At 64.8% G+C, this 22956-nt stretch carries 20 protein-coding genes; 8 read left to right on the top strand and 12 right to left on the bottom strand.

Annotation, left to right across the window (positions count from 1 at the left end; all coding sequences use genetic code 11):
• Positions 1-164: 164 nt before the first annotated feature.
• Positions 165-509 carry a hypothetical protein gene (locus G9408_RS14165; RefSeq protein WP_120217543.1) on the top strand — a complete coding sequence of 115 codons (345 nt, stop codon included), beginning with the start codon at positions 165-167 and terminating at the stop codon, positions 507-509.
• On the opposite strand, the gene G9408_RS14160 is transcribed toward G9408_RS14165, so the two are convergent.
• Complete coding sequence (locus G9408_RS14160) at positions 506-1507, bottom strand: NAD(P)H-quinone oxidoreductase (protein WP_328804473.1); 1002 nt, start codon at positions 1505-1507, stop codon at positions 506-508. The two genes, G9408_RS14165 and G9408_RS14160, sit on opposite strands and share 4 nt — an antisense overlap.
• Positions 1508-1605: 98 nt before the next feature.
• On the opposite strand from G9408_RS14160, the gene G9408_RS14155 reads away from it, so the two are divergent.
• Complete coding sequence (locus tag G9408_RS14155) at positions 1606-1803, top strand: DUF1192 domain-containing protein (protein WP_120217542.1); 198 nt, start codon at positions 1606-1608, stop codon at positions 1801-1803.
• 117 nt (positions 1804-1920) lie between these two features.
• On the opposite strand, the gene G9408_RS14150 is transcribed toward G9408_RS14155, so the two are convergent.
• On the bottom strand, positions 1921-3393 hold the full coding sequence (locus tag G9408_RS14150) for a helicase HerA domain-containing protein (protein WP_168454636.1): 1473 nt from the start codon (positions 3391-3393) through the stop codon (positions 1921-1923).
• 285 nt (positions 3394-3678) lie between these two features.
• Here G9408_RS14150 and G9408_RS14145 point away from each other — a divergent pair, with 285 nt between their 5' ends.
• The 3 genes from G9408_RS14145 to map all read left to right on the top strand — a co-directional run bounded on the left by G9408_RS14145 (position 3679) and on the right by map (position 7931).
• On the top strand, positions 3679-3948 hold the full coding sequence (locus tag G9408_RS14145; protein WP_168454635.1) for a hypothetical protein: 270 nt from the start codon (positions 3679-3681) through the stop codon (positions 3946-3948).
• A gap of 645 nt (positions 3949-4593) precedes the next feature.
• Positions 4594-6942: an ATP-dependent Clp protease ATP-binding subunit ClpA gene (gene clpA, locus G9408_RS14140; RefSeq protein ID WP_168454634.1), complete on the top strand. Its 2349-nt coding sequence runs from the start codon at positions 4594-4596 to the stop codon at positions 6940-6942.
• Between the two features lie 149 nt (positions 6943-7091).
• Positions 7092-7931, top strand: a complete 840-nt coding sequence (gene map / locus G9408_RS14135; protein WP_168454633.1) for a type I methionyl aminopeptidase — start codon at positions 7092-7094, stop codon at positions 7929-7931.
• 54 nt (positions 7932-7985) lie between these two features.
• On the opposite strand, the gene argJ is transcribed toward map, so the two are convergent.
• The 5 genes from argJ to G9408_RS14110 all read right to left on the bottom strand — a co-directional run bounded on the left by argJ (position 7986) and on the right by G9408_RS14110 (position 14411).
• Positions 7986-9212 (bottom strand): bifunctional glutamate N-acetyltransferase/amino-acid acetyltransferase ArgJ, encoded by a 1227-nt coding sequence (gene argJ, locus G9408_RS14130; RefSeq protein ID WP_168454632.1) that lies wholly within the window; start codon positions 9210-9212, stop codon positions 7986-7988.
• Between the two features lie 174 nt (positions 9213-9386).
• Positions 9387-10820 (bottom strand): aldehyde dehydrogenase family protein, encoded by a 1434-nt coding sequence (locus G9408_RS14125; protein ID WP_168454925.1) that lies wholly within the window; start codon positions 10818-10820, stop codon positions 9387-9389.
• A gap of 95 nt (positions 10821-10915) precedes the next feature.
• Positions 10916-12226: a M20/M25/M40 family metallo-hydrolase gene (locus G9408_RS14120; protein WP_168454631.1), complete on the bottom strand. Its 1311-nt coding sequence runs from the start codon at positions 12224-12226 to the stop codon at positions 10916-10918.
• Between the two features lie 93 nt (positions 12227-12319).
• Positions 12320-13786 (bottom strand): PQQ-dependent sugar dehydrogenase, encoded by a 1467-nt coding sequence (locus G9408_RS14115; RefSeq protein ID WP_168454630.1) that lies wholly within the window; start codon positions 13784-13786, stop codon positions 12320-12322.
• 106 nt (positions 13787-13892) lie between these two features.
• Positions 13893-14411 (bottom strand): SRPBCC family protein, encoded by a 519-nt coding sequence (locus G9408_RS14110; protein WP_168454629.1) that lies wholly within the window; start codon positions 14409-14411, stop codon positions 13893-13895.
• Positions 14412-14552: 141 nt separating this feature from the next.
• Between G9408_RS14110 and G9408_RS14105 the strand changes: the two genes are divergently transcribed.
• Both G9408_RS14105 and G9408_RS14100 read left to right on the top strand, forming a co-directional pair.
• Complete coding sequence (locus G9408_RS14105; RefSeq protein WP_120217531.1) at positions 14553-14759, top strand: helix-turn-helix transcriptional regulator; 207 nt, start codon at positions 14553-14555, stop codon at positions 14757-14759.
• A 4-nt stretch (positions 14760-14763) separates the two neighbouring features.
• Complete coding sequence (locus G9408_RS14100; protein ID WP_168454628.1) at positions 14764-15423, top strand: hypothetical protein; 660 nt, start codon at positions 14764-14766, stop codon at positions 15421-15423.
• A 69-nt stretch (positions 15424-15492) separates the two neighbouring features.
• Here G9408_RS14100 and glnA read toward each other — a convergent pair whose 3' ends face one another.
• The 3 genes from glnA to G9408_RS14085 all read right to left on the bottom strand — a co-directional run bounded on the left by glnA (position 15493) and on the right by G9408_RS14085 (position 17520).
• Positions 15493-16905 carry a type I glutamate--ammonia ligase gene (gene glnA, locus G9408_RS14095; protein ID WP_168454627.1) on the bottom strand — a complete coding sequence of 471 codons (1413 nt, stop codon included), beginning with the start codon at positions 16903-16905 and terminating at the stop codon, positions 15493-15495.
• 71 nt (positions 16906-16976) lie between these two features.
• Positions 16977-17315, bottom strand: coding sequence for a P-II family nitrogen regulator (locus G9408_RS14090; RefSeq protein WP_037518110.1), 339 nt, complete (start codon positions 17313-17315; stop codon positions 16977-16979).
• Entirely contained in the window at positions 17302-17520 is a 219-nt protein-coding gene (locus G9408_RS14085; RefSeq protein WP_168454626.1) for a hypothetical protein, read from the bottom strand. Before G9408_RS14085 ends, G9408_RS14090 begins: the two co-directional genes overlap by 14 nt.
• Positions 17521-17605: 85 nt before the next feature.
• Here G9408_RS14085 and G9408_RS14080 point away from each other — a divergent pair, with 85 nt between their 5' ends.
• The gene (locus G9408_RS14080; RefSeq protein WP_168454625.1) at positions 17606-20218 is read left to right on the top strand and encodes a toll/interleukin-1 receptor domain-containing protein; all 2613 of its coding nucleotides are present in this window, start codon (positions 17606-17608) and stop codon (positions 20216-20218) included.
• 30 nt (positions 20219-20248) lie between these two features.
• Here G9408_RS14080 and G9408_RS14075 read toward each other — a convergent pair whose 3' ends face one another.
• Together G9408_RS14075 and trxA are read right to left on the bottom strand one after the other, a co-directional pair.
• Complete coding sequence (locus G9408_RS14075) at positions 20249-22435, bottom strand: PQQ-dependent dehydrogenase, methanol/ethanol family (RefSeq protein ID WP_168454624.1); 2187 nt, start codon at positions 22433-22435, stop codon at positions 20249-20251.
• 147 nt (positions 22436-22582) lie between these two features.
• A complete protein-coding gene (trxA, locus tag G9408_RS14070) occupies positions 22583-22903 on the bottom strand; it encodes a thioredoxin TrxA (RefSeq protein ID WP_120217527.1) in 321 nt (106 codons plus the stop codon).
• Positions 22904-22956 lie beyond the last annotated feature (53 nt).

The raw sequence follows: 22956 nt of genomic DNA, 5'->3' as shown, positions 1-22956 counted from the left end.
AAGGGGCCAGCCATATCGGGGGATTGCCGCGACCGGCGACCAGCGTACCGGTACGGCGCTGACGTTGCCGGTCGATCTGCAAAGCGTTACGCCATGAGGCGTTGACCTCAGCGGAATATGTGTCAATCATCGGTCAAATACAGATATTTCAGGAGCGGAAGTTCATGAAGACGATCAGGTCGGGCGCTGCCATCATCAGCAGCATCGCGTTGATGCTGAGCGCCGGTGCGGTTTCGGCCAATGATGCCACCGACGTCGAGCGCCCCGATGCGCCGAAGATGACGCTGGCCGAAATCCGGGCGTTCAATGCGAAGCTGCCCAAGGATCACCGCTATTATATCGTCTGCAAGCGCGAAGGGACCACCGGCTCGCTGGTCAAGGCGATTCGCACCTGCCAGACGCGGGAAGACATCGAACGTCTGGCGCGCGATGCACAGGACGGTACCCGCGAAGTCATGGACCGCGCGCGGGTGCAGCCGGGGTGCCCCGGCGGACTATGTCCGGGCTAAGCCGCGGTCAGGACAATCTTTCCGACATGCTCGCCCGCCTGCATCCGCGCGTGCGCGGCGCTGGCTTCGGCGAGCGGGAAGATCCGATCCATCGCGGGCTTCCACCCGCCCGCGGCAAGGCGCGGCCACAGCGTGCGGTGAATCTCGTCGGCCAGCGCGGCCTTGAAGTCGGCGCTGCGCGCGCGGAGCGTCGATCCGGTCAGCGTCAGGCGGCGGCGCATGACATCTGAAATGTCGATCTCGACCTTTGCGCCGCGCTGAAACGCGATGGTGACGTGCCGCCCGTCCTCGGCCAGACACGCCAGGTTGCGCGGCACATAATCGCCGCCGACCATGTCGAGCACGGCGTTGACGCCCTTGCCGCCGGTGAACGTCCTGACCGCGTCGACATAATCCTCGGCCGAATAGTCGACCGCTTGGGTCGCGCCCAGCGCCATTGCCGCAGCGCATTTGTCGGCGCTGCCGCACGTCACGATGACCTTGATATCGAACAATTTGCAAAGGCCGATCGCGGTCGTGCCGATGCCGCTGGTGCCGCCATGGACCAGCACCGTTTCACCCTCCGCGATCCACGCGCGCTCGAACAGATTGTGCCAGACGGTGAAGACGGTTTCGGGCAGCGCCGCGGCCTCGGCCATCGTAAAGCCCGGCGGTACCGGCAGGCAGCTGCCGACCGGCGCGAGGCAATATTCGGCATAGCCGCCGCCCGCGACCAGCGCGCACATCGCCTGTCCCAGCAATTCCCGATCGCCGCCCGGCCCGACCGCCACGATCGTCCCCGCGATCTCCAGCCCGGGCAGGTCCGATGCGCCCGGCGGCGGCGGGTAAAATCCCATCCGTTGCAGGACGTCGGGGCGGTTGACCCCCGCTGCGGCGACGCGGATCAGCACTTCGCCCGGCCCCGGCTGCGGCACCGGGCGCTGCTCGGGGACCAGAACCTCGGGTCCGCCGGGCGCGCTGATGGCGATCGCGGTCATGCTCGCTGGCAGGCTGGTCACGTTGATTTTCCCCACTTTTCACTTCGCCCTTACGGCCACCTTATTGACAGCGCGGCGCACCGGGTCAACAGTCGCGAGGCTTTTCAGGAGGAACCGCCATGGACGATGACGATCTTCCCCGCCGCCGCGACGATGCGCTCGCGGCGCTGACCCGGCAACCGCTCGACCCGCTGTCGGTGAGCGAACTCGATGACCGTATCGCGACGCTCGAGGCCGAAATCGCGCGCGTCAAGGCGCACCGCGCCGCCGCCACCAGCCACAAGGCGATCGCCGACGCGCTGTTCAAAAAGGGGTAGAGTAAAAAAGCAACGGGCGCGCTTTCTTATCGATCGTCATCCCGGCGAAGGCCGGGATCTCACCGGCAAATAATGACGCAACGTCGAGATCCCGGCCTTCGCCGGGATGACGTCAGATTACTCCGCCTCGGTGCTCAGCCCCAGCTCGGGAATGCCGATCGACCGCCGCCCCCCGAAATCGGACCGCACGACGATCGCGCCCTGCTTTTCCATATACTCCACCAGCCGCCGGATGCGCCCCGGCGAATGGCTGCCATAGGCGCGGCCCAGCACCTCGTCGTCGGGACACGGTTCGCCGTCGAGCGCAGCGCGCGCGATTTGCAGGAAGGGCGCCAGCATATCGTCGGGCAGGCGTTCGGCCACGCGCAATGCCTCGGCCCAGCGCGGCGCGGACGGGTCGAACACGCCGCCCTTGGCAAGCGCGAAGCGGTAGCGAAACGCCGCCAGGTCGAGCGGCACCTTCTTCAGCTTCGCCATTCGGCACCGCACCGAAAAATCCTGGTAGAGGAAGGATTCGGGCTGGAAGGCGCTCTCGGCGTCGGCGAGCATCTCTTCAAGCATCGCGACCACCACCGCGTCGCTCTGCTCCGCTTCCTCGACCGCAGCGACGATGTCGAGGACGGGCGGCGCGTCGCGATCTTCGTGAAGTCCTTCGCTCGCCGCGATCCGCTCCAGCACCTCGCTGGCTGCGACCGGTTCGGGCTCGGGCGCAAAGACGCGCGGTGCTGCGGGCGCCTCCATCTCGGTGAACAGCATCGAGCGCATATCGTCGCCGCCCGCCGATGGCAGCGGCATCAGCCCGTGCGTGCCCAGCCGTGTCGAGGTCTGCGTCGACCCGATGCGCACCGCGATCGGGCGGCGCGAGATGGCGGGGCCGAGCCCGAGAAAATGCCCGCGTTCGAGGTCGCGGATCGTCTCGGCCTGCCGCCGCTCCATGCCGAGCAGGTCGGCGGCGCGCGCCATGTCGATGTCGAGGAAGGTGCGCCCCATCAGGAAATTGCTCGCCTCGGCGGCGACATTCTTGGCGAGCTTTGCCAGCCGCTGCGTCGCGATCGCGCCCGCCAGACCGCGCTTGCGCCCGCGGCACATCAGATTCGTCATCGCGCCAAGGCTCGCGCGGCGGACCGTGTCGGCGACGTCACCCGCGACGCTCGGCGCGAACATCTGCGCCTCGTCGACCACCACCAGCGCGGGAAACCAATGCTCGCGCGGCGCATCGAACAGCGCATTCAGGAACGCCGCGGCGCAGGTCATCTGCGCCTCGATGTCGAGCGATTCGAGGCTGAGGATGATCGACGCGCGATGTTCGCGAATGCGCGCGCCCATCGCCGCGATCTCGCGTTCGTTATAGTCGCCGCCGTTGATCACGACATGGCTGTAGGCGTCGGCGAGCGTCACGAAATCGCCCTCGGGATCGATCACGATCTGCTGCACCAGCGCGGCGCTTTCCTCGAGGATCCGGCGCAAAAGGTGCGACTTGCCCGACCCCGAATTGCCCTGCACGAGCAAACGCGTCGCGAGCAGTTCCTGCACGTCGACGCGCACGCCCTGCCCCGCGCTGTCGGTCCCGATGTCGATGCTGGTCTTCACGCTGGCCGCCCTATCGGCGCGCTTGGGCAAAGACAACTGGATCAACAACCTTCCCCCTTGATGGGGGAAGGATACGCAGCCTTGCCGCGGAGCGGCTAGGCGGAGTTGGATGGGGGTGAAGGTGCGTCCTTGCGCCGCCGTTTCGGGTCGAGAGATCACCCCCACCGCTGCGACTAGGCAGCAAGCTGCCAAGTCTCGCTAACTCCCCCATCAATGGGGAGGGAAAGGAACGGAGCCGACGCTGGCCAGACTTGCCAAGCGGCGTGAAGCGTCCAAAAGGACGACATGGATTTCGACGACCAGCTCCGCCGATACTTCGGCACCGCCGACCTGGCGGCGATCCACGCGCAAGCGCACGCCGCGGGCACCGAACGGATGCGCGTCGACTTCGGCCTCGAAACCAACCCGGGCCGCCGCTTCGCGCTCTGGGCGCTGATGTACATGCTCGGCGTCGCCCCCGACCTAGACGTCGCGTTCAAGGACGAGAGTGAGCGCGACACGGCGCGCGATTTCATGGATATGGCGGATCGGACGGGCGCGGAGGACGGCAGGTAACGACCGGAAGTGGACGTTTTCATTCCTCCCCGGAACGGGGAGGGGGACCGCCGCGAAGCGGTGGTGGAGGGGTCGGGACGGTGCGTCATCACGAGAGGTTTCGGCCCCTCCGTCAGCCCTGCGGGCTGCCACCTCCCCGTTCCGGGGAGGAACGAAATACGTCATCTCCCCACCCCAAAACAGAGATTGGGCGAGCGACAAAAAAATCGCTGTCCTACTTTATTCCGCCGTGCCAGCCTCCGCCACGCTCTTTGAAATGGTCGGCTTCAGCAACCCTCGACCAAAGCGACACAGGGGACATTTTCGACATGCACATCCGCGCCCTTTGTCGCCTTAAGGCCACAAAGGACACAGTTTCGAGGCGCCCATGCGGGGCCTTTGTGGCTTTAAGACCCGACGGATCGCAAATACCGCATGCGCTCAAAGCCCAGGGCCGCGTTTTCCACCCTTGAACGGATCGTCGCGAGGCGCATTGCAGAACCTCGACCCAATCCGAACATCCCGTTAACCATAATACAACCCCTGCCATCGTAATTTCACAAAGCCGACCGCTTTTCCCTTGCGGTGGGGCGGCGGCATCGCCACGTTACGTTCCTAAGGGGGCCGCCATCTCCCCGGCGTCGTCCCCGCAAGGAGATGAGACCCATGCCGTCCTTTTCGGAAAGCCTCGAAAAGACCCTCCATAACGCGCTGAAGGCCGCTTCGGAGCGCCACCATGAATATGCGACGCTCGAGCATCTGCTCTATGCGCTGATCGACGACGAGCATGCCGCCGAAGTGATGCGCGCCTGCGGCGTCGCGCTCGACGACCTGCAATCGGCGGTCGTCCACTATCTCGACACCGAACTCGACAGTTTGAAAGTTGAGGGGCACAGCGACCCGTCGCCGACGTCGGGTTTCCAGCGCGTCGTCCAGCGCGCGATCCTGCACGTCCAGTCGTCGGGCAAGGATGAAGTGACGGGCGCCAACGTCCTCGTCGCGCTTTTCTCCGAACGCGAATCCTACGCCGTCTATTTCCTCCAGCAGCAGGATCTGACGCGGCTCGACGCGGTCTCCTATTTGAGCCACGGCGTCGGCAAGGGCGGCAAGCCCGCGGTGCAGGCCGAGCCCGAGGAAAAGGAAGAAACAAAGGACAAGGCGGACGGCAAGTCCAAGAAGGAAACCGCGCTCGACCAGTTCACCGTCAACCTCAACGAAAAGGCGAAGGGCGGCAAGGTCGACCCGCTGATCGGACGCAGCGCCGAGGTCGATCGCACGATCCAGATCCTCTGCCGCCGCAGCAAGAACAACCCGCTCTATGTCGGCGATCCCGGCGTCGGCAAGACCGCGATCGCCGAGGGGCTCGCGCGCAAGATCATCGAGGGCGACGTGCCCGAGGTGCTGCTGCCCGCGGTCATCTATTCGCTCGACATGGGCGCGCTGCTCGCGGGCACCCGGTACAGGGGTGATTTCGAGGAACGGCTGAAACAGGTCGTCACCGAACTCGAAGGCCTGCCGCACGCGATCCTGTTCATCGACGAGATCCACACCGTCATCGGTGCGGGTGCCACGTCGGGCGGCGCGATGGACGCGTCGAACCTGCTCAAGCCCGCTTTGTCGGGCGGCGTCATCCGCTGCATCGGCTCGACGACGTACAAGGAGTTCCGCAACCATTTCGAGAAGGACCGCGCGCTGCTGCGCCGGTTCCAGAAGATCGACGTCGTCGAACCGACGCTCGAAGACACGAAGAAGATCCTCGCGGGCTTGCGCAGCGCATTCGAGGCGCATCACCAGGTGCGTTACACGCAGGATGCGATCAACGCCGCGGTCGACCTGTCGGCGCGCTACATCAACGACCGCAAATTGCCCGACAAGGCGATCGACGTGATCGACGAAGTCGGCGCGATGCAGATGCTCGTCGCCCCGTCGAAGCGCAAGAAGACGATCACCGCCAAGGAGATCGAGGCCGTGATCGCGACGATGGCGCGCATCCCGCCCAAGTCGGTGTCGACCGACGACAAGGCGACGCTCGCCAGCCTCGAAACCGACCTGAAGCGCGTCGTCTTCGGCCAGAACACCGCGATCGAGGTGCTGTCGTCGGCGATCAAGCTGAGCCGCGCGGGCCTCCGCGATCTCGAAAAGCCGATCGGCAATTATCTGTTCAGCGGCCCGACCGGCGTCGGCAAGACCGAGGTCGCCAAGCAGCTCGCGTCGATCATGGGCATCCCGCTCCAGCGCTTCGACATGAGCGAATATATGGAGCGCCATTCGGTCAGCCGCCTGATCGGGGCGCCGCCGGGCTATGTCGGTTACGATCAGGGCGGGCTGCTCACCGATGCGATCGACCAGAACCCGCATTGCGTGCTGTTGCTCGACGAGATCGAAAAGGCGCATCCCGACCTGTTCAACATCCTGTTGCAGGTGATGGACAACGGCCGCCTGACCGACCACCACGGCAAGACCGTCGACTTCCGCAACGTCATTCTGATCATGACGACCAATGCGGGCGCGAGCGACATGGCGCGCGAATCGATCGGCTTCGGTCAGTCGACGCGCGAGGATGTCCAGGAAGAGGCGGTGAAGCGCATGTTCACCCCCGAATTCCGCAATCGCCTCGATGCGATCGTGCCGTTCGGCTATCTGCCGCCCGAGGTCGTCGCGCGCGTCGTCGACAAGTTCATCCTCGAGCTCGAACTGCAGCTTGCCGACCGCAACGTCCACATCCAGCTCGACGATGCGGCGCGCGAATGGCTGACCGGCAAGGGCTATGACAAGCTCTATGGCGCGCGTCCGATGGGCCGCCTGATCCAGGAAAAGATCAAGCAGCCGCTCGCCGAGGAACTGCTCTTCGGCAAGCTCGTCCATGGCGGCGAGGTCAAGGTGAAGATGAAGACCGGCGAGGACGCCCATGTCGGCAATCCGCTGGCGTTCGAAATCGTCTCGGCCCCGCCAAAAGCGGGCAAGGGCAAGGCCAAAACGCCAAAGGCCGACAAGGCGAAGAAGGCGGCGGAGTAGCGCCGAAATAAATATCGTCATCCCGGCGAAGGCCGGGATCTCAACGGTGCGGCCTAACGCAATGTCGAGATCCCGGCCTCCGCCGGAATGACAAATGGGGGTTTGGGTCGCCCCTCGCAATTTGGCGCCACATCGCCTATATCACACCCATGTACGACTATGTCTCCGTAACCACCGCCGACGCTGGCGCCCCCACGCCGGTGCGCGACGGCACGATCAAGCTGCACGACGAGGCGGGTTTTGCTGGCATGCGCAAGGCGGGGCGGCTGTCGGCTGAAATCCTCGATGCGCTGGTTCCCTTCGTCCAGCCGGGCGTGACCACGGCAGCGATCGACGACCTCGTCCGCACGATGATGCTCGATGGCGGCGGCATCCCCGCGACGCTCGGTTATCGCGGTTTCACGCACAGCTGCTGCACCAGCATCAACCATGTCGTCTGCCACGGCATTCCCGACGACAAGCCGGTGCGCGAGGGCGACATCGTCAATATCGACGTGACCTCCATCGTCGACGGTTGGCATGGCGACACGAGCCGCATGTATCTGGTCGGCGATGTCCCGATCAAGGCGAAGCGCCTCGTCGAGGTGACCTATGAATGCCTGATGCTCGGGATCGAACAGGCGAAGCCCGGCAATCGGATGGGCGACGTCGCGCATGCGATTCAGACGCATGCCGAACGCCACCGTTATTCGGTCGTCCGCGATTTCTGCGGCCACGGGCTCGGCCAGATGTTCCACGATGCGCCCGAGGTGGTCCATGCGGGCCGCCCCGGGACGGGGCCCGAGCTTCGCCCCGGCATGTTCTTCACCATCGAGCCGATGATCAACACCGGCAAATATGCGGTGAAGATGCTCGCCGACGGCTGGACCGCGGTGACCCGCGACCGCTCGCTGTCGGCACAGTTCGAACATAGTATCGGCATCACCGAAACGGGCTGCGAGATTTTCACCGCCAGCCCCAAAGGGCTGAACGCGCCGCCCTGGAATTGACATCCGGGGGCGCCAAGCCCGCCACCAGTCCGGGCAATGCCGCCGCGTCAGGCGTCAGCTGCGATAATCGGCGTTGATGCTGATATAACCGTGCGTCAGATCGCAGGTCCATACGGTCGCGCACCCATCGCCGAGGCCGAGGTCGGCGCCGATGCGGATGTCCTGCCCCTTGAGGTGTGCGGCGACGGGCGCCTCGTCATAACCTTCGACGGGCAGCCCGTCTTTCGCGACCCAATGATCGCCGAAACGGATCGCGAGCCGGTCGCGGTCGGCGGGTTCGCCCGCCTTGCCGACCGCCATGACTACGCGGCCCCAGTTCGCATCCTCGCCCGCGATCGCGGTTTTGACGAGCGGCGAATTGGCGATCGCAAGCGCGACGCGCTTGGCGCTGTCGTCGCTGGTCGCGCCGCTAACCTCGATCTCGATGAATTTCGACGCGCCTTCGCCATCGCGGACGACCTGATGCGCAAGGTCGAGCGCGACCGCGCGGATCGCGGCATAAAGCGCATCGGCGCCCGGATCGTCGCGCGTCGTGAGCGTGGCGCCCCCCGCCTGTCCGGTCGCGAAGAGCAGCACCGTGTCGCTGGTCGAGGTGTCGCTGTCGACGGTGATCGCGTTGAAACTGCCGCCGGTGGCTTCGCGCAGCATGTCCTGCAACAGCGCGGGCGCGACCGCGGCGTCGGTGAAGATATAGCCGAGCATCGTCGCCATGTCGGGGGCGATCATTCCCGATCCCTTGACGATGCCCGCGACGTGGACGGTCCGGTCGCCGACGATTGCGCTGGCGGCGGCGCCCTTGGCGAAAGTGTCGGTGGTACCGATCGTTTCGGCGGCGGCTTCCCATGAGCAGGGCTCGGCGGTGAGCGCGGCCGCGACCCCGGCGCGCGCCTTGTCCTTGGGCAGCGGTACGCCGATCACGCCGGTCGAGCTGACGAACACGTCCTTCGCGTCGCAGCCGAGATGAGCGGCCACCTGTTCCATGATCGCCTCGACCGCCTCGCGGCCGCGATAGCCGGTGAAGGCATTGCTGTTGCCCGCGTTGACGATCAGCGCGCGGCCCTTGCCGCCCTTGATCTGCTCACGCCCAAGCTCGACTTCTGACGAACAGCAGACATTGCGGGTGAACACGCCCGCGACCGTGGTGCCGGGCGCGAGCTCGACATAGGTCAGGTCGCAGCGGTCCCAATTCTTGTACTGCGCGCGCGCGACGCGGCGCGTGACCCCGGCGATCTCGGGGAGGGCAGGAAAGGTGGCAGGGGCGAGCGGGGAGCGGGTGGTCATGCAGGGGCGCATAGCCGTTGGTCGCCGGAATCAAAAGCCCCTCCCCTTCAGGGGAGGGGTTGGGGTGGGGGGTCAGCGGCCTTGCGCAAGGCCGCTGACCCCCCACCCGCTGCGACTAGGCAGCAAGCTGCCAAGTCTCGCTGCCCTCCCCTGAAGGGGAGAGCGTAGATTCCGTTACGCCGGAATACCGCTGATCGACTTCACTTCCATGAAATCCTTGAGCCCGAACACGCCGCCTTCGCGGCCGTTACCCGACGCCTTGTAGCCGCCGAACGCCGCGCCCGGCCCCGGACCCCAGGCGTTGACCGCGACCATGCCGGCGCGCAGCTTCGGCGCGATTTCGGCGGCCTTGGCGGGGTCGCCCGAGACGACTGCCGACAGGCCATATTCGGTGTCATTGGCAATATCGACCGCCTGTTCCAGCGTGTCATAGGCCATGACCGTGGCGACGGGGCCGAATACTTCTTCCTTCGCGATGCGCATGTCGGGGGTGACGCCCGAAAAGACCGTCGGCTTGATGTAATAGCCGCGGTTGACGTTCGAGGGCAGGCCGGTGCCGCCGGTCTCCAGCGTCGCGCCTTCGTCGATCGCCGACTGGATCAACCCCTGGATCTTGTCGAACTGCGCCTTGTTGACGACGGGGCCGATGTGGCCGCCCTCGCTCATCGGGTCGCCGACCTGCGTGCCGTCGAACATCGCCTTGATGACGCCGACCGCCTCGGCCTCGCGCTCCTTCTGGACCAGGATGCGCGTCGGCGCGATGCAGCTCTGGCCGGTGTTGACCAGCACGCCCTGCACGGTCGGGGGCAGCACGGCGGCGAAATCGGCGTCGGGCAGGACGATGTTGGGCGACTTGCCGCCAAGTTCCTGATGGACGCGCTTGACCGTATCGGCCGCGGCCTTGGCGACGAGGATGCCCGCGCGGGTCGAGCCGGTGAAGCTCACCATGTCGATGCCCGGATGCGCGCTGATTGCGTTGCCGACGGTCGGACCGTCGCCCTGGACGAGGTTGAAAACACCCGGCGGGACGCCCGCGGCGTCGAGGATCTCGGCGAAGATCACCGCGTTGCCGGGGCATTCTTCGGACGGTTTCAGTACCATCGTGTTGCCCGCGGCGAGCGCGGGGGCGACCTTCAGCGCGATCTGATTGAGCGGCCAGTTCCACGGCGTGATCATGCCGACGACGCCGATCGGCTCATAGGCGATCATGCCCGCGGCATATTTTTCGGTGAAGCTGAAATCTTTGAGCGCGGCGATCGTGCCGAGGAAGCCGCCGATGCCGGCACCGACCTGCGCGGTGCCCGCGAAGCTGACCGGCGCGCCCATTTCGGATGCCATCGATTTGGCAAGATCGGCGCCGCGCTTCTTATATTCCTCGACGATGCGGTTCAGCAGGTCGAGCCGTTCCTCGCGCGTGGTCTGCGAAAAGCTTTTGAACGCTTCCTTCGCCGCCGCCACCGCGTCGTCGACGTCGGCGGCGGTGCCGAGCACGACGGTCGAGGCGGCTTCTTCGGTCGCGGGATTGATGACGTCGTGGAGCTTGCCGCCCTTGCTGTCGACCCAGCGGCCGCCGATGTAATTTTGCTTGAGGTGCGTTTCGGTGCTCATCATTCTTCTCCCATCGGCGGTCAATTCCGTCTCGGATTGCTACCTAATCACTGTGGCGAATGAATCAAGTTGAGCCAACTGCCAAAGACGGCAGTTCAGCGCTTTTCAGCAGAAAGGCGTGACATCAATATGGCGGCGCGCGTCGCCTGCCGGGCTATGCTGGGAATATCGACCGCTTCGCCCGGCGCGTGGTCGCCGGTGCTATACGGTCCGAGTCCCGCGAATCCGTCGACGTCTGCGGCGACAAAGCTGATATCGCCCGCGCCGCGCTTGAGCGGGTCGAGTGGTGCCATTTCGGCGAGCCCGAGGTCGCGGTTCACGCCGTTCAGCTTTGCCAGCAGCGCGCGGTTGCCATCGGTCGGCGCCATCGAGGGATAGCCGCCGGGGTCGAAGGCGATCTTTGCGTCGGTCCCCGGCGCATGGTCGGCGACGATCGCCGTCATTTTCGCCTTCACCCGCGCGATCTGTTCGGGCGACAGCGCGCGGAGGTCGCCGCGCGCGACCGCGATCGGCGCGATGATGTTGGTCTTGCCGTTCACCGTCGCGCGGATCCCGCCCGCGTCGAGATCGGCCTGCTGCCCGCCCGCGATCAGCCCGACGTTGAAGGTGAGGTTCGGTTCGGGAAGCTCGGTGCGGAAGCGGTGAATGATGCGCGTCAGCTCATAGATCGCGCCGTCGCCCGCCGCGGCGCTGAAAATGCCCGAGCTGTGCGCACTCTTGCCCGTCGCGGTGACGGTCCAGCTGTCCGACGAGCGCCGCGCGACCGACCCCATGTCGGCGCCCCCATCGCGGACCAGTCCCTCGAAATCGAGCGCGACGTCGCTGCGCTTACCCGCGGCGATCAGGTCGGCGCGCGCCTTTTCGATCGGGTGGCCCGCATCCTCCTCGTCGCCGGTCATGTAAATCTCGATATTGGCGCCTTTCAGCGTCCCCGCCGCCTGCATCGCGCGCAGCGCTGCGACGATGACGACCATGCCGCCCTTGTCGTCGCCCGCGCCCGGGCCTTCGCCCATATCGCCCTTGCGGGTGAACGTCTGGAATGGCGAGTCGGGTTCGAACACCGTGTCGAGGTGGGCGATGAGGAGGAGGCGCTTGGTATCGGCCCTGCCGACATGCGTCGCGATCAGATGGCCGGCGCGGCCGGTGTCGCGCATCGGCTTCCATTCGACCTTGAAGCCCAGGGGTTCAAGCTCGGCACGCATCATCGCGCCAACCTTTTCAACGCCCTCGAGATTGAGCGAGCCGCTGTTCTGGTTGACCAGCCTTTCGAGCAGCGCAAGCGACCGCTCCTGTTCGGCCGCCACCGTCTTCGCCATCCCGCTTTCGGCTTTGGAGAGTTTCGCCGCCGCGGCGGGCGCGAGCGCGAGTTGAAGCGCGACGAGGGCAGTGAGCGGCAAGGATTTCATTGGGGGAACTCTCCGGTTACATCTCATCGTCGCCCCCGCCTGCGCAGGGGCGACGGCACGTGTGTGCCTTGGCTGATGGGCAGGGGCAAGGCGTCAGCCGGGGCGCACCATGAAAATATCGCCGCCGATGCTGACAAGGAAAAGATTGCCCGCGCTGTCCTCGCCAAATGAGGCGACATTACTGAGCGCCCCGGCGTCGGGCGCGAAATCCTCGTTGCGCCGCGCAAAACGCGACGCCGGGAGGGTCTGCCCGGCGACGAGGCTGGCCAAGGGAACCGACCAGATATTGCCGGTGACGAAATCGGCAAAGACATAGTGGCCGACGAGCGAGGTCACGGGGCCGCGATAGACATAGCCGCCGGTCACCGACCGTCCCTGCCGCGGGCCGCTGCCATGGCCATATTCGGCGACGGGCGGCGTCAGGCCCGCGGGGGCGGTGCCCGAATAGGGCTGGGTGCCTTCGAGAAAGCGCCAGCCGAAATTCAGCCCCGGCTGGGCCGTCGTGACCGCATCGATTTCTTCGATCGCACCCTGACCGACGTCGCCGATCAGCAGCGTCGATCCCGAAAAGGAGGCGCGAAACGGATTGCGCAGGCCCAAGGCGAAAATATAGGGATCGCCGCCCCCCGATATGAACGGATTGCCGGGCGCGGGGGCGTAGCTGTTGCCGCCCGCGCCGACGGCAAAGCGCAGGATCTTGCCGAGCTGGACGTTGCGGTTCTGGGCATTGTTGTTCGGATCGCCGCCCCCGCCACCATCGCCGACCGCAACATAGACATGGCCGTCGGGACCATAGCCGATCCAGCCGCCGTTGTGATTGTCGAACCCCGGGTGCGGAATGTCGAGCACGGTGTCATAGCTGGTCGAGCTGTTCGGCTGGCCCAACGTGTAGCGGCGCACCTGGACATTGCCATTGGTGGCCGTCGCGACCGCGAACAGCCGCTGCGACGTCGCATGGTCGGGGTATGGGGCAAGGCCGAGCAGGCCGCGCTCGCCGCTCGTCGAAATGTCGGTGATGTCGAGCACCAGCGTCCGGCTGCCGTTCGTGGGGTCGAAGCGATAGACGTTCCCGCCCTTTTCCACGACATAGACGCGGCTGTCGCCGGGGATTGCGGCGACGTAGAGCGGCTGGTTGAAACCGGTGCCGACGCGGACCACCGATATGCCTTCGCGGCTGTTGGTGACGGTGATGTTGACCGCCTGCGTGACGCTCGCCTGACCGTCGCTGACGCGCAGCAGCACCGCATAGACATTGTCGCCGTCGGCATCGCCGGGAAGGTCGAAATCGGGCGCGGCGCTGAAACTGAGCGCGCCCGCGCCGGTGATCGCAAAACGGCCTGCATCGGCGCCGCCGTCGATGGAAAAGGTCAGCGCATTGCCATCGGGGTCGGTTGCGGTCGCCTGGTAGGCGGCGGTGCCGTTCTCGGTCACGCTGGCGGTTTGCAGCGAGGTGAAGCTGGGCGGCGCATTGGCCGCGGGCGGGGTGCCGCCGCCACTACTGCCGCCGCCGCATGACGCAAGCAGCAGCGGTGCGAGGAGGAGGGGGACGCGCTTCCGCATGGCCTGAATGCCTTTCGCGATCGTGCCACCCCGCGCGCAACCTGCCACTGGTCGGTGGCGACCGCAACCCTGGCGGTTTACCATGTTGCGATCGCGCGCAGCGCCGTCAGGCGGGCTCTTTCGCTTCTTCGAAATCGTCGAGTTTGCCGAGCGCCTCTTGCGCGATCTTGCGCAAAACCAATCGGTTGACCGTCAAGCCCTTCGCGCCGTCGCCGGCCAGATCGTCGATGGCAAAATCGACGCGGGTGCGGTCGGGCGCCAGTTCTTCGAAGATGAATTTCAACCCCGTCGTCAGCGCACCGTCGTCGACATTATAGATCAGATGGGCCTCGCGGGGGATTTCCATCGCGACGGCGATCTTGATCTTGTACGCGTCGGGCCGTTCGTCGGGGACCATTTTTTCGAAACCCGGATCGCCCTTTTCGGCGACAAGTTCGTAGAGGCGCGTCGAGCCGCCATTGGTGACCAGCGGCATGCCGGTAAAGGCGCTGCCGTCGCCGAACATCTTGGCAAACACTTCTTCGCGCGGCGCCGCGACCGTGCGGGTTTGGTTGGCGAGTTCGGCCATCTTGCCGCAACCTGCGGTCAGCAGCATCGCGGCGACCAGTAATGTCGAACGTAGCATCGCAATTCCCCCTGAAATGCAGCGCCCTGATAGCGACAACAGCTTACAAAAGGGTCAACGGCCGAACGCGTGAGATGTAAAGAGTGTTTGACAGGTCGCCATTGTCTATGTAAAGAGCTCTTGACAGGCAAGGAAGCGGATGTGGAAAATCGGGTGCGCGAATATCGCGAAGCCGCGGGGTGGAGCCAGGGCGAACTCGCACGCCGTCTGGGCGTTTCGCGCCAGACGATCAACGCGGTCGAAACCGACAAATATGATCCCAGCCTGCCGCTCGCGCTGCGCATGGCGGGCCTGTTTGCGCTCGAAGTGCGCGAGCTGTTCATCGACCATTGGTCGCCGAAGGAGTGATGGAATGACAACGCAGGCAGGCAAAACGGCGGGATGGCGCAAGACGGCGATGCAGGCGACCGTCGGCGCAATCGCGGGCGCGGGCGGCATGTCGGTTGGGCTCACGCTCGCCGAGGGGCAGGGCGGGGTCGATTGGGCACCCTCCTCGATCATGCTGTTCGGGGTCGGGTTTATCTTTGCGTTGATGGGGCTGTTCGTCGGGCTCGGGACCGCGGCGCCGAACCTCGTCGGTCGGCGATTGCTCAACGTCGCCGATGCCGAAGAAATCGTCGAGGAACGATCGAGCATGGGCGCCAGCTCGGCCTGTTGCCTGATCCTCGGCGCGGCGCTGATGCTGCTGGCATATTCGGTGGCGGCGGGCACCGCGGCGTTGGTCAGCCCCGCGGCGGCGTACTGGATCCTGCTCGTCGTGCTCGGCGGCTTCACTGCGGTGTCGCTATGGATGTGGCAAAGTTTCGACGAGCTTTGGCGGCAGCTGACCGTCGAGATTTCCGCGATCACGGGAAATGTGATGATGCTCGTCGCGATCGTCTGGGGCGGCGCGGCGGCGGCAGAATTGACCGCCGGACCGCAGCCGCTCGACCTGGTGTCGCTGGCGTTCGGATCGATGCTGCTCGCCTGCTTCGTCGCGGCGGGCCGCCGCGGGATGATGGCGCCGCGCTGAACGCCCACCAAAAAGGGCGCCCGGTTCCCCCTAACCGGGCGCCCCCTTGGCGTAGCTGACCCTGGCGGATCAGGCGCTGTAGTACATGTCGAACTCGACCGGGCTCGGCGTCTGTTCGAAGCGATAGACCTCGTCCCACTTCAGCTCGATATAGGCTTCGATCTGGTCCTTCGAGAACACGTCGCCCTTGAGCAGGAAGTCGTGGTCGGCGGCGAGGCTGTCGAGTGCTTCGCGAAGCGAACCGCAGACGGTCGGGACTTCGCTCAATTCCTCGGGCGGCAGGTCGTACAGATTCTTGTCCATGGGGTCGCCCGGGTGAATCTTGTTCGTGATGCCGTCGAGCCCCGCCATCAGCAGCGCCGAATAGCAGAGATAGGGGTTCGCCATCGCGTCGGGGAAGCGGAACTCGACGCGCTTCGCCTTGGCGCCCGCGCCATAGGGGATGCGGCACGAGGCCGAGCGGTTACGCGACGAATAAGCGAGCAGCACCGGCGCTTCGAAGCCCGGGACGAGCCGCTTGTAGCTGTTCGTCGTCGGGTTGGTGAAGGCGTTGAGTGCCTTGGCGTGCTTGACGACGCCGCCGATGAAATAGAGGCACATGTCGCTGAGCCCCGCATAACCGTTGCCGGCGAACAGCGGCTTGCCCTTTTCCCAGATCGAGATGTGGGTGTGCATGCCGCTGCCGTTGTCGTCCTTGATCGGCTTCGGCATGAAGGTCGCGGTCTTGCCATAGGCATGCGCGACCTGGTGCACGACATATTTGTAGATCTGCATGCGGTCGGCGGTTTCGGTGAGGGTGCCGAAGGTCAGGCCGAGCTCATGCTGCGCGGCGGCGACTTCATGGTGATGCTTGTCGCAGGGCAGGCCCATTTCGAGCATCGTCGAGACCATCTCGGCGCGGATGTCGACGGCGCTGTCGACCGGCGCGACGGGGAAATAGCCGCCCTTGGCGCGCGGACGGTGCGCCAGGTTGCCGCCTTCATAGCTGCGGCCGGTGTTGGTCGGCAGTTCGATGTCGTCGATCTCGAAACCCGACTTGTTGTAGCCGGTTTCGAAACGGACGTCGTCGAACATGAAGAATTCGGCTTCGGGACCGACATAGACGGTGTCACCAATCCCGGTCGAGGCGACATAGGCTTCGGCGCGCTTTGCCGTCGTGCGCGGGTCGCGGGCATAGCCTTCGCCGGTCGACGGCTCGACGATGTCGCAGAAGATCACCAGCATCGGGGTGGCCGAGAAAGGATCGTCATAGACGGCGTCGAGATCGGGCTTCAGGATCATGTCCGACTCGTTGATCGCCTTCCAGCCCTCGATCGACGATCCGTCGAACATCAGCCCGTCTTCCAGTTCGTCTTCGCCCAGGACCGAGGCGACCATCGTCAGATGCTGCCACTTGCCCTTGGGGTCGGTGAAGCGCAGGTCGACCCACTCGATGTCGTTTTCCTTGATCCGCGCGATGATGTCCTTGGGCTTCGTAGCCATGATCTATGCTTCCTTCTTGCGAAATGGTCCGGCGTGCCGGTGACTGTCGGGTTTTCGAAAAATGCGAAAAGTTAAAGCGCGTCCTCGTTGCGTTCGCCGGTGCGAATGCGAAGCGCGGTTTCGACCGGGATGACGAAGATCTTGCCATCGCCGATCCGGCCGGTCTGCGCGGCGGCGGCGATCGCCTCCACGACGCGTTCGGCCATCGAATCCTCGACGATGACTTCCAGTTTCACCTTGGGCAGAAAGTCGACGACATATTCGGCGCCGCGATACAATTCGGTATGACCCTTCTGCCGTCCGAAACCCTTGGCCTCGGTGACGGTGATCCCGCTGACACCCACTTCGTGCAGCGCTTCCTTCACCTCGTCGAGCTTGAACGGCTTGATGATCGCCTCAATCTTCTTCACGCTTTTCGTCCCCCTTTGGGCTGGCCGCCGCGCCTTGCGCGTCAAGCCGGATCAGCTGCGCTGCCCGGTCTGTCGTCGAGTCGGTGCGATGTCCCGCCATCTTGCACCAATCAAAAGCCGTGCCAATTGGCGAATCGCCTGCTTTCGGCAAGATTTTCGACATGAAATTGCGTGGATGCTCAGCGAATGAGCAAAGCGGCGTCATTCGTGCCCAAATTTTGGGCAGTACGTCTTGCGACTTGGTGGAAAAGCATTGGTCGGCTAGCCTGATGAAAATTTGGGGGAGCGTTATGGGCCGACCGGTCTTCTTTTCGGTATCGAGCCGGGACATCGCCAACGCTGATGCGATCGCCCGACGTTTTTCGGGCGACATCATCTATCTCTATACGCGCACGGGGGTCGATGGCGCCGATTTCTGGGACGAAATTGAACGCGCCGAGCTGAGCCAGGCGCGCGGATTGGTGATCTTCTGGTCGCGCGATTTTCTGCGCTCCGCCGCCTGCCGCCGCGAACTGGAACTCGCCGCTTCGCTGTTGGCGTCGGGGCAATTAAAGCATGTCGCCATCCTGCGACTCGACGACCTCGATTTGTCAGCCGGAACGGATGATTATACGGATGCCGAGCGCGCCGCATTCGACCATTTCGCGCACTTCACCGCGCGTTTCCGTGCCTCGACGCCGCCCTATGACGCGGACAAGGCGTTTCAGGTCGTCGATCGGCTGGTGCGCGAGGCGACGGCGAGGCCGGCTCCGATCTTTCCGCGGCCGCACGTCATCGAAGCCTTGCGATCCGGAGCGAAGGACGGCGAGTTCAGCTATCGGCCGGCGGTGTGGGTGTCGGGGTTCAACGGCTATGGTCGCCGGACCGCGATCCGCGAATTTTATCGCACCCTGAACGGCAATGCGACGGCGCTGGAATTCGATATTTCGGAACTGGCGCTGCCGCTGCCGTTGCTGCTGCTGATCGAGGAGCGCGCGCTGGGGGCCGATGGCGCGCGCTTGACGGCGTTGCAGGCGGAGCTTGGCGAACAATCGCCCGAGCAGGTCGCGCTCCGGCTGGCGCAGGCGATCGAAGCGGTGGCGGCGCAGCAACGCTACATCATCCTGCGCCAGACGCGCGTTCACGAAGAACGCGCGCTGCCGCCCGAGTGGATCGTCACCGTGATCAAGGCGCTGGGCGGCGATGCGCCGATCCTGTTTCTGACGGTGCAGGTGCCGCCTCCCGACGAAATGGTAATCGGATGCAAGGGCAAGCTTGGCACCATGCGCATGACCGGTCTGGGGATGCTGGAAGCCGACAGCTTCGTGCGATCGATCATCACCGCGATCGGCAATCGGACCCTGCAATGGGATGCCGACATCATCGCGCGCATCGTCAAGGGCGCCGATGGCAACCCCGAACTGGTCACCAAGATCGTAGCGCTGGCATCGACCTTGCCGTCGCTGGAAAATCTCGACGCCGTCATCGGGGCCGAGACCGAAGAATTTGCGACGACGATGACGCATCTGGCGCGCTGGTCTTTCTCGCAATTACAGCATGATGATGAACGTCGCGCGCTGTTGATCCTCAACGACCTGGCATTGGCGGGAGCCGATGATATTGCCGATTTCTTGCGTAGCGAACGGCCGATGGCGGATATTTTGGGGGCGCTCGAACGTGTGGGACTGGTCGAGCGGGACGAAGAAGACCTCTATCGCCTGTCACCGGTTCTGTCGAACCGGCTCAGCGCCAGCCTGGTAACCCCCGACTTGATTCGCTGGCACGACGAGGCGGTGCGCAAATTCATTGCCAAGCCGGTCGAGATCGATGCCGACGGCCATGGTATGGTGTCGGTGCAGGCACGGATTGCTGCCGCAATGTCGGTCGGCGCGGAGGTTCCGGAGGGCGCGCGCCAGTTCGTTACCGCGGCAAACTATCTGCAAAGCGGAATCCGCGCCTATCGCGCGAACCGTTTCGACATCGCTCAAAAATTGCTGCGAGAGGCCTTTGTGCGGCGCGACGCCTTTACCGACACCGCGCGGCGCGAGGCCGCGCGCTTTTACGGACTCGTCTGCGCGCGCCAGTCGGACGATGAGGGCGTCAGCGCCGCTTTGGCGGTGCTCGACAGCCATTATCTGTCAAAGCCCGTCGCGCACTTCATCCGCGGATTTCAGGCTGAGTTTCAACGCGATTTCCCTGCGGCGGTCGAACATTATGAAAAGGCGCGCAAGGCCGATGAGGATGTGAAGCAGACGAATCGCGAAGGGATCACCATTCGCTATCTGGTCAGTTGCCTGCTGCGCATGCACAAACCGAACTATGATCGCGCGATCAAGCTGGCCGACCGCGCGGCGCGCCTCAACAGCAGCGCTTTCGTCCTGATAATGCGCGCCCGTGCGTATCTCCATCGCCATTTTCGGGGGGCATATCGCGATCAGCAGCAGCTCGACGATTGGTGGCACGATTATGAGGCTGCCCTGAAACGCTTGGAGCAGGATGCGGGCGCCAAAGACTTTTATTTTCAGGTGCGCGCCGAAGAGGCGATGATGGACCCGCAGCAGGGCGCTGTCGAGGCGATCAACTGGATGCGCGAGGCGGTTGCGCGTTCGGACCGCTTCGAGCATCGCCTGCGTCTTTGGCAATATATGGCCCGGTCGGGCGAAACGACCGACCGCTTGGCCATGATGCGCGAAATCGAGCAGTTTGTGCAGAAACCCGGAAAAATGACGATGTCGCAGCGCGAACGGCACAAGATGATCGACTTTTACGCGCAGGCGCTGGGCATGAGCGGTTCGTTCAAGAAGTTTCAGCTCGACCAGATTTTCCCCTCCGAAGCCGAGGGCGAGAATCTGCACGCGCACCGCCGATACGGGAAAGGCCTCGCCGATCCGACCTTTCTTGGCGACGCCATCGACACCGCCTGACCGGCGGCGACAACGCGGGTATGCGCCGCGCTACCGTCCCATCGGCGCGGTGCTGTCGGCGAGATTCGCCTTGGTCCAGTTCGAGCGTTCGATGACATAGGCGCGGATCGCTTCGGCGTCTTGCGGGGTGAGTACCTTGGCGAAGCTCACCATGCCGCGATCCTTGAGTGCGCCATCGACGACCACGGCCTTCCATGCGTCGGCGTTGGCCAGCGTTCCCGATACGCGGAGGTCGGGGGTGAAGCCGTTGCCGATCGCGCTGTCGCCGTGACAGACCATGCAATAACGCCCGAAATTGGCCTTGCCCGCCGCAACCTCGGCCGCGCCCGCCGTCATCGGCGGCGGGTTCCAGGCGAGCGTCGTTGTGGCGGGCGGGGCGGGCAGTTTGGCGGTGCCGCCGATCTTGAGCACGACCAGCCGCGGGATGTTCGGAATCTGGCGCGTCGCGCCGCCCGCCACCCCGGCGACGAGCGGGAAGGCGCCGCCCTTGCTGGTCATGAACGCGACATATTGGACGCCGTTCACGCGGAAAGTCGATGGCGCGCTGACGATCCCCGACTGCATGTCGAGATCGAGGAGTTGCCTGCCGGTATCGGCGGTGTACGCGCGGAAACGGCCGAGGCTGGTTCCCTGGAACACCAGATTGCCCGCGGTCGTCATCGTGCCGCCGTTCCACGCCGCGGGATGATCGACCGCCCACGCGACCTTGCCGGTGCGCGGGTCAAAGGCGACGAGGCGCCCGGTCGTCGCGGCGACCGCGGCGCGGAACGCCGCCTTGTCGTCGGGGAGCAGCGTGCCGGTCAGCGACGTGCCGACGTTGAACCCCAGCACCTTGCGCCGGTCGAGCTCGTTCATGTCCTGAAGATAGCCCTGCGGGATTTGCTGCGCCGGGATGTAAACGAGCCCGGTCGCGGGGTTATAGCTCATCGGGTGCCAGTTATGCGCCCCCAGGGCGCCGGGGATCGCGATGAAGGGCTTGCCGGTTTTGTAGAAGCGCGCTTCGGGATTTTCGATCGGGCGGCCGGTCGCAAGGTCGTAGCCCGTCGCCCAGTTGATCCCGTCCACGAACGGCTTGGCATCGATCAGCTTGCCGTTCGACCGGTCGATGGTGAAGAAGAAACCGTTCTTGGGTGCATGGTACAGCACCTTGGTCGGCGTGCCGTTCACCGTCTGCTCGGCGAGGATGATCGGCTGCGTTGCGGTATAGTCCCACGTCTCGCCAGGGGTTTCCTGATAGTGCCATTTATATTGGCCGGTCGCGGCATCGAGCGCGACGACCGACGAGAGGAACCAGTTGTCGCCCTCGCCATTCGAGCGCGTGCCGTGGTTCCACGGATTGCCGTTGCCGACGCCAAGATAGATCTGGTCGAGATCCTTGTCGTAAACGATCGCGTCCCACACGGTGCCGCCGCCGCCCGACGTCTGCCACTCGCCCTTGTCGGACCAGGTGGCATTGGCCTTGGTCGCGAAAATCTCGTCGCTTGCGGCGCCGTCCTTCGCCTTGGTCGGGTTGGGTGCGGTGTAGAAGCGCCAGCGTTCCTTGCCGGTATCGGCGTCATAGGCGGTGACATAGCCGCGCACCCCGAATTCGGCGCCGCCGTTGCCGATCAGCACCATGTCCTTCACGACGCGCGGCGCGCCGGTGATCGTGTAGGGTTTGGTCGTGTCGACCGTCTGCGTCGCCCATAATTGCGTGCCGGTCTTGCGGTCGAGCGCGATCAGTCGCCCGTCGATCGTGCCGACGAAAACCTTGTCGCCCCACAGCGCGACGCCGCGGTTGACGACGTCGCAGCAGGCGTGAACCGCGCGTTCGCCCGGAACCTTGGGATCGAATTTCCAGAGAGGCTTGCCGGTCGCGGCGTCCCAGGCGCTGACCTTTGACCAGGCGTGGCTGACATACATCACCCCGTCGACGACCACCGGCGTCGCTTCCTGGCCGCGGGCGTCCTCCAGATCGGCCGTCCAGGCGATGCCGAGTTCGCCGACATTCTTGTCGCTGATGTCGGTCAGCGGGCTGAAGCGTTGCTCGTCATAGCTGAAGCCGATCGCGCCCCAATCGTCGCCGCTGCCGCCGGTCTTGAGCAGGGTCTCGCTGGCTTTCTCGGCTTCGTCGAGCGCCGCGGTGCCCGAGAGGCTGTCGTTCTTCGACGCGTTGCATGAAGCCAATGCCAAAGCCGCGCCGCCGAGCAGCGCGGCCGTCCAGACCCGTTTCGCCATCCCAAACTCTCCCGTTCGCCGTCTATCGTTGACGTTAACGTCAAGTCTGCGCGCGAAGGGACGCGGGTGCAAGGGGGAATATGCGGTGCGCGCGAAAGGCGCACCTCGTCGTCGCCCCGGCTCAGGCGCGGGGCGACGAACGACCGATCAAAGCGCGCTTTCGAGCCAGCCCTTGAGCGCGCTTTTGGGTGCCGCACCAACCTTGGTGTCGGCGACTTCGCCATTCTTGAACAGGATCATCGTCGGGATGCCGCGCACGCCATATTTGGCGGGGGCGTTCGGATGATCGTCGATGTTGAGCTTCGCGATCACGACCTTTTCGCCCAGCTCGTCGGCGATTTCCTCGAGCGACGGACCGATCATCTTGCAAGGGCCGCACCATTCGGCCCAGAAATCGACCAGCACGGGGGTGTCGCTGTCGAGGACGTCGGCCTGGAAGCTGTCGTCGCTGATTGCCTTGGTACCCATGATCAAAACTCCTGAATTTCGCTTGGCCTGCAAGCTAAGGGCTTGCAGCCTCC

Origin of the sequence: Sphingopyxis microcysteis (assembly GCF_012274265.1) — a bacterium.
Lineage (GTDB): Bacteria > Pseudomonadota > Alphaproteobacteria > Sphingomonadales > Sphingomonadaceae > Sphingopyxis > Sphingopyxis microcysteis.
This window is presented reverse-complemented; position numbering and strand designations above follow the sequence as displayed.

What these genes read in the sequence shown, in the direction of transcription:
- G9408_RS14155 (WP_120217542.1), top strand. Translation starts at nt 1,606, where the DNA reads ATGGACGATGACGATCTTCCCCGCCGCCGCGACGATGCGCTCGCGGCG.
- trxA (WP_120217527.1), bottom strand. Translation starts at nt 22,903, where the DNA reads ATGGGTACCAAGGCAATCAGCGACGACAGCTTCCAGGCCGACGTCCTC.
- argJ (WP_168454632.1), bottom strand. Translation starts at nt 9,212, where the DNA reads ATGACCACCCGCTCCCCGCTCGCCCCTGCCACCTTTCCTGCCCTCCCC.
- G9408_RS14080 (WP_168454625.1), top strand. Translation starts at nt 17,606, where the DNA reads ATGGGCCGACCGGTCTTCTTTTCGGTATCGAGCCGGGACATCGCCAAC.
- G9408_RS14110 (WP_168454629.1), bottom strand. Translation starts at nt 14,411, where the DNA reads ATGCTACGTTCGACATTACTGGTCGCCGCGATGCTGCTGACCGCAGGT.
- G9408_RS14075 (WP_168454624.1), bottom strand. Translation starts at nt 22,435, where the DNA reads ATGGCGAAACGGGTCTGGACGGCCGCGCTGCTCGGCGGCGCGGCTTTG.
- map (WP_168454633.1), top strand. Translation starts at nt 7,092, where the DNA reads ATGTACGACTATGTCTCCGTAACCACCGCCGACGCTGGCGCCCCCACG.
- G9408_RS14085 (WP_168454626.1), bottom strand. Translation starts at nt 17,520, where the DNA reads ATGACGCCGCTTTGCTCATTCGCTGAGCATCCACGCAATTTCATGTCG.
- G9408_RS14120 (WP_168454631.1), bottom strand. Translation starts at nt 12,226, where the DNA reads ATGAAATCCTTGCCGCTCACTGCCCTCGTCGCGCTTCAACTCGCGCTC.
- G9408_RS14100 (WP_168454628.1), top strand. Translation starts at nt 14,764, where the DNA reads ATGACAACGCAGGCAGGCAAAACGGCGGGATGGCGCAAGACGGCGATG.
- clpA (WP_168454634.1), top strand. Translation starts at nt 4,594, where the DNA reads ATGCCGTCCTTTTCGGAAAGCCTCGAAAAGACCCTCCATAACGCGCTG.
- G9408_RS14165 (WP_120217543.1), top strand. Translation starts at nt 165, where the DNA reads ATGAAGACGATCAGGTCGGGCGCTGCCATCATCAGCAGCATCGCGTTG.
- G9408_RS14145 (WP_168454635.1), top strand. Translation starts at nt 3,679, where the DNA reads ATGGATTTCGACGACCAGCTCCGCCGATACTTCGGCACCGCCGACCTG.
- G9408_RS14125 (WP_168454925.1), bottom strand. Translation starts at nt 10,820, where the DNA reads ATGAGCACCGAAACGCACCTCAAGCAAAATTACATCGGCGGCCGCTGG.
- G9408_RS14115 (WP_168454630.1), bottom strand. Translation starts at nt 13,786, where the DNA reads ATGCGGAAGCGCGTCCCCCTCCTCCTCGCACCGCTGCTGCTTGCGTCA.
- glnA (WP_168454627.1), bottom strand. Translation starts at nt 16,905, where the DNA reads ATGGCTACGAAGCCCAAGGACATCATCGCGCGGATCAAGGAAAACGAC.